Here is a 1,423-nt window from a genome sequence, read left to right as displayed (position 1 = left end):
AAGGCTCTGTTAGACCAGGATTGACATGCCGACCTGCCGGCTAACTCGCCGTCTCCTCGTCGGGCGCCGGCGTCTTGACCCTCATCTCGAACGGCATCCCGCCCTCTCGGACGAGCGCCCTGAGGAACGCGTTGACGGCGGTGGACATGGACAGGCCGAGCTCGTCCAGGATGGCCGTGGCCTCCCTCTTGACCTCCGGGTCGATGCGGATCGTCGTGGCCGGTATGTTCGACGGCATGGCCTCACCCCTCCTCGTGTATCGCGGTGCGACCATTCTACCGCCTCTATGCGGCGGGCGCGGCCCAGTAGTCCATGTAGGGCGGCTCCACGTTGAACATGTCGCGGACGCGGCTCCTGCAGACGCCGTGCGCGAGCTGCCGCGCGACCGTGCGCCCGGCGGCGCCGGAATCGGTCGCCATGAAGGTCCGGCACCACCTGAACCAGGCGAGGTAGGCGTCGAGGTGCTTCGTCGACACGCCCTTGAACGGCTCCATGAAGGCGCCGAGGAGCGAGTGGACGGTGTTGACCCGGTTGATGGTCCCCCCGGAGCGGTCCTTGGGGTCGTAGGCCGCGTGCGCGGCGACCTCGAGCTCGGCGAGGACGCCGACGTAGGCGGCCGCCCTGTCGGTCGCGACGACCGAGCCGGCCGCGATGCGGCCCCTCAGCGCGTCCATGGCGCGCTCCCTCGAAAGGGCGCCCCGCCCCGTGACCTCGAGGAACGTCTCGTTCGAGTCGTTCACGCCGGTCATGACGCAGATCCGCTCGCGCGACAGCCCGCGTCTGTGCACCTGCTTGCCGCGATGCCGGGAGGGGCGCGGCATCGTGAACGACCCCTTCGCGTGGTTGCCCTTGAACGACTCGGGGAAATAGGTCTCGTCGAGCTCGCAGCCGCAGCCCCGCTCGACCCTGAACGAGGGGGAGTAGGCCGAGAGGCACTCGATCAGCCTGTGGCGCATGGTGTAGGCGGTCTTGAGGCAGACGCGGCAGCGCCTCGCGCATTCGCGCAGGGGCAGCATGAGCACGAAGCACTCGGCGTAGGCCATCCAGGTCTCCTTCGGGAGCTTGCTCGTCCCCAGGATGCGCTCGCTGCCCATGCCGAAGGTCCTGCCGCAGCCCCGGCAGAGGTAGCGCTGCTCGCCGTTCTTCGATTTGCCCTTCTTCACGACCGCGGCGGACCCGCAGCGCGGGCAGCGTTCGATTTCGTAGGCGGAGCCGGCCGCGTCGTCGAACGCCGCCGCGCGGATCACGTCCCTGACGGACTCGATAGCGCGGCGGCGCTCGGTCTTGCTGAGGTTCGCCATGCCCTTCTTGAAGTTGAGGACCAGGTCTTCGGCGTTCATGCTGCCCCCATCATCGCGGTCTACGGGGTCAACGATATGGCACCGTGGGGACACATGTATGTCAATCCTGGTCTAACAGAGCC

Annotated in this window: 2 protein-coding genes; both read right to left on the bottom strand. The window is 68.0% G+C overall.

The window, feature by feature from the left end; all coding sequences use genetic code 11:
• Positions 1 to 40: 40 nt before the first annotated feature.
• The gene (locus ACTQ0H_RS09230) at positions 41 to 238 is read right to left on the bottom strand and encodes a type II toxin-antitoxin system RelB/DinJ family antitoxin (protein WP_117744010.1); all 198 of its coding nucleotides are present in this window, start codon (positions 236 to 238) and stop codon (positions 41 to 43) included.
• 46 nt (positions 239 to 284) lie between these two features.
• Positions 285 to 1,340, bottom strand: a complete 1,056-nt coding sequence (locus tag ACTQ0H_RS09225) for an IS1595 family transposase (protein WP_441057983.1) — start codon at positions 1,338 to 1,340, stop codon at positions 285 to 287.
• Positions 1,341 to 1,423: the final 83 nt, after the last annotated feature.

The sequence above is a fragment of the Collinsella sp. LCP21S3_A3 genome (assembly GCF_052118905.1).
GTDB lineage: Bacteria > Actinomycetota > Coriobacteriia > Coriobacteriales > Coriobacteriaceae > Collinsella.
This window is presented reverse-complemented; position numbering and strand designations above follow the sequence as displayed.

Bases quoted from the DNA above. Each gene is read 5' to 3' on its own strand.
- ACTQ0H_RS09230 (WP_117744010.1), bottom strand. From the start codon at position 238: ATGCCGTCGAACATACCGGCCACGACGATCCGCATCGACCCGGAGGTC.
- ACTQ0H_RS09225 (WP_441057983.1), bottom strand. From the start codon at position 1,340: ATGAACGCCGAAGACCTGGTCCTCAACTTCAAGAAGGGCATGGCGAAC.